The following is a 3,867-nucleotide window of genomic DNA, read 5'->3' on the forward strand; positions in this document are numbered from 1 at the left end:
GATGACCCCGGCGGTCGTCCCCGAGCCGTTGTTGTCCAGCACCCGCACGGCGACGATCTTCGCCTTCTTGGCCACGCCGTAGGTGGAGCCGGCGATGGTGGTGGCCACATGGGTTCCGTGGCCGTTGCCGTCCGCGGCACTGGTGTCGCCGTCGACGGCGTCGTACCCGTAGGTGGCACGGCCGCTGATCTGCTGGTGCGTGATGCGTACGCCGGTGTCGATGACGTAGGCCGTCACACCGCTGCCGGCGCTGTCCGGGTAGGTGTAGGTGCCGGACAGCGGCAGGGAGGCCTGGTCGATGCGGTCCAGGCCCCAGGGCGCGTTGGACTGCGTGGTGTCGGCGACGCGGACCCGCTGGTTCTGCTCGACGGCCGCGACCGCCGGGTCGGCGGCCAGGTGCCCCGCCTCCGTCGCGGAGAGGGTGGCGGTGTAGCCGTTCAGCGCGCTGCCGAACGTCTTGTTCACGCTGCCGCCGTACTCCTCGACCAGCTCCCTGCCCGTGGCCGAGGAGGCCTTGAAGCCGGCGTCCTTCCGCAGCGTCACGATGTAGCTGTCCCGGACCGCCGTGGGCGAACCGGCACCGATGACCTTGCCCTCGGCGGGGGCGGCCTGGGCGGGGACGGCGGCGAGACCGCCGGCCAGGGTGGTCGCCGCGACAGCGGCGATCGCGGCGAACCGTATTCTCTTGCTCCGCAGTTGTGCCATTACGAGGGGTTCCTCCTCTTGGCGGCGCGCGCACGGGTGGGGCGCGCGTCTGTGGGGGCGGGTGCGCGTGATCGCGCACCCCTGCCGGGGCGGGGCGTGGCATTCCGCTCCGGACTGCGATCAAGAGTTGCCCACAACAGGAAGGACCGGCAATGCAGTTGACGAAGCGTCAACAAGCTTGCCATGCGCACGACACAACAACCGGCGGACCCCTCGTATCAGGCGGCACGCGTGAGAGGGCTACTCGCGGGTACACCGGTGTGTCATGGACCGTTGAGCAAGGAGAGGTTGAGCATGCTCTTCCTGGTTGTGGCCCTGCTCCTGCTGGGCATCCTCGTCGGCGCGGCCGCGTACCTGCCGTGGCCGGTCGCCGTGGTACTCGGGGCCGGGATCCTCCTGTGGCTCCTCGTCTTCACGACCCGTGAACGCAAGCGCCGCAACGCGAGGAGGGCCTAGGCATGCGACTGACCGCGGAGAGGTCACGGCGGACAGGACTGCGGGACACCGAGGGCATGGCGGTGGCCTCCTTCGTCCTCGGACTGGTGGGACTTCTCGTCCTCAACCTCGTCCTCGGCCCGATCGCCATCGTCCTGGCCGCCATCGCCCTGCGCCGCGGCACCCCGCGCCGCTTCCGCGCCTACCTCGGCCTGGGTCTCGGCATCGCCGACCTCGTCGTGCTCGCCGTGCTGGTGCTCGTGCACGGCGGCTCCCCGTGGTCGGTCCTGACCGGCTGAGGCATCGCCCCCGCACCCCGGATCACCGGCGGCGATGCCTCGGCCCCGGGCATCACTCGAACGCGGCCGCCGCCTCGCGCAGCGCGGTGGCCACCGCTTCCAGGGAGTCGGGGCCCGGCGCTCCGGGCCGGTACGTCACCGACCTCAGCCGTCCGGTGAACCGGAAGCTCCGGTGGCGCTCGTACAGGGGCCAGGAGACGGGCGACTTGCGGTCGACGCCGACGCTGATGCCCTGGAAGGGCGCCATGCCGATGAGCTGGTGCACGCTGCCGGACACGGCCCGCTCGGTCCCGTCGACGGACAGGGTGAACCGCCAGCGCAGGCCCTCCTCGGCCGTGGCACTCAGCAGGACGAGGTGCGGGCCCGCCGCCAGGGGGCCTGCGTCCGTCTCGTGCAGGACGCCGTACTCGTTGTAGGCGAGGCGCAGCCGTCCGTCCTCGACGTGCAGGTTGTAGCCGCCGCCCTGGTCGCCGTGCGAGACGAGGACGCCTTCGCCGGTCTCGTCGAGCAGGACCTCGATGTCGAAGGAACACAGCGAGATCAGCCGGGAGGAGCGGTAGCGCTCCAGTTCCGGCGTACCGGGCAGCAGCGTGAGCGGCCGGGCGAGCCGCCGTTCCGCGGGGTTGCGGCGGGCGAGGGCTCCGCTGCCGTCCGGCAGCGGGAAGACGCCGTTGCGCCAGGCCGCCTCCTCCCAGGCCGCCGACAGCTCCTTGACGAGGTCCGGGCGCTCGGCGGCCAGGTCGTGGATCTCGGTGGGGTCGGTGCGGATGTCGTACAGCGCCCATTCGGAGTCGTCGTAGGGCGCCCCAGGACGGTGCAGGGTGACGAGTTTGTGCCCGTCCCGGTAGTGGCTGCGGTTGCCGCTCATCTCGCAGTACTGCTCGCGGTGCGTGGAGTCGTGGGCGGCCTCGGCCAGGACGGGGGCGAAGCTCGCGCCGTCGGGTTCCTGGAGGGTGCGTCCGCGCCGGGCGTCGGGGCGTGCCAGACCGGCCAGTTCCAGCAGGGTGGGCGCGATGTCGGTGACGTACTGGTACTGCGGGCGCAGGCCCGGGTCGAGCCGTCCCTCCCGGGCACCGTCGGGCCAGGACAGCAGGAACGGGACGCGCACGCCGCCGGCGTAGGTGTGGCCCTTGTAGAGGCGGAACGGGGTGTTGGACGCCATGCCCCAGCCCCGCGGGTAGTGGACGAGGCTGCGGGGGCCGCCGATCAGCTCGGGGTCCCGGTCGACGTCGGGCGTCCAGTCGCCCGGCAGCGCCGGGTGGTGGACGAAGCGGCTGAAGTAGGAGCGGGTGCCCTCGGCGCCGCCCTCTCCGGTGCCGCCGTTGTCGGAGGTGAAGACGATGATGGTGTTGTCGAGTTCGCCGAGCGCGTCCAGGGTGTCGGTGAGGCGGCCGAGGTTCTGGTCGATGTTGTCGACGAGCGCCGCGTACACCTCCATGTAGCGGGCGTACAGCGCGCGCTGCTCCTCGGTGAGGCTGTCCCAGGCGGGCACGTCGAGGCCCGCCTCGCTGTTGCGGTCGGGCAGTTCGGTGCCGGGCGGGAAGAGGCCGGCGGCCTTCTGCGCGGCGAAGCGCCGCTCGCGCAGGGCGTCCCAGCCGTCGTCGTAGCGTCCCCGGTGCCGGTCGATGTCCTCGGCCCTGGCCTGGAGCGGCCCGTGGACCGCGTTGTGGGCGAGGTACAGGAAGAACGGCTTGTCCTGGTCGTGGGCGCGCAGCGACTTCACCATGGCGATCGCCTGGTCGGTGATGTCGTCGGTGTAGTAGTAGTCGTCGGGGAACTCGTCGATGTCGAGCGGGCTGTTGTCGCGGACGAGCTGGTGCGGGTGGAACAGGCTGGTGAGGCCCTCCAGCACGCCGTAGTACTGGTCGAAGCCCTTCTGGAGGGGCCAGCTGGCGCGGTCGTCCGCCGCGTTGGACGCGGAGTCGCGCACGAGGTGCCACTTGCCGACGGCGTAGGTGGCGTATCCGGCGTCGTGGAGCAGTTCGGCGAGGGTGGGGATGTCGTCGGCGATCTGCATGCCGTAACCGGGGAAGCCCGGGTCCGAGTTGGCGACCATGGCGTAGCCGACACGGTGCGGGTTGAGACCGGTGAGCAGGGCCGCCCGTGCCGGGGAACACAGCGGCATGGTGTGGTAGTTGGTCAGCCGTACCCCGTCGTCGGCGAGGCGATCGAGGACGGGCGTCGGGATCTCCGAACCGAACGGGCCGATGTCGCTGTACCCCATGTCGTCCACGAGGACGACGACGATGTTCGGCGCCTTGCCCGTGGGGGCGGGCGCGGGCCAGGCCGGTTCGGACTCGGCGAAGGTGCGTCCGACGCGGCCGGCGAAGCCCTCGTACGGGTCGCGTCGGGTGGCGCTGCTCATGCGGGGACCTCCGCGTCCACGTCGGTGCTGTCGGTGATGGGGGCCGGGAAGAGACGGGCCAGT

General features: G+C 71.5%; 4 protein-coding genes. 2 read left to right on the plus strand and 2 right to left on the minus strand.

Annotation, left to right across the window (positions count from 1 at the left end; all coding sequences use genetic code 11):
• Positions 1-705, minus strand: a 705-nt coding sequence (locus GTW67_RS35905; protein WP_161168893.1) for a S8 family serine peptidase, incomplete at its 3' end; no start/stop codon positions are given.
• A 294-nt stretch (positions 706-999) separates the two neighbouring features.
• Between GTW67_RS35905 and GTW67_RS37330 the strand changes: the two genes are divergently transcribed.
• Both GTW67_RS37330 and GTW67_RS35910 read left to right on the plus strand, forming a co-directional pair.
• Complete coding sequence (locus GTW67_RS37330; RefSeq protein ID WP_202438150.1) at positions 1,000-1,161, plus strand: hypothetical protein; 162 nt, start codon at positions 1,000-1,002, stop codon at positions 1,159-1,161.
• A gap of 2 nt (positions 1,162-1,163) precedes the next feature.
• Positions 1,164-1,439, plus strand: a complete 276-nt coding sequence (locus GTW67_RS35910; RefSeq protein WP_161168894.1) for a DUF4190 domain-containing protein — start codon at positions 1,164-1,166, stop codon at positions 1,437-1,439.
• Positions 1,440-1,491: 52 nt separating this feature from the next.
• Here the strand turns inward: GTW67_RS35910 and GTW67_RS35915 are convergent, their stop codons facing one another.
• Entirely contained in the window at positions 1,492-3,804 is a 2,313-nt protein-coding gene (locus GTW67_RS35915; RefSeq protein WP_161168895.1) for an arylsulfatase, read from the minus strand.
• Between the last annotated feature and the right edge of the window lie 63 nt (positions 3,805-3,867).

The organism is Streptomyces sp. SID5910 (assembly GCF_009862125.1).
Classification (GTDB): Bacteria; Actinomycetota; Actinomycetes; order Streptomycetales; family Streptomycetaceae; genus Streptomyces.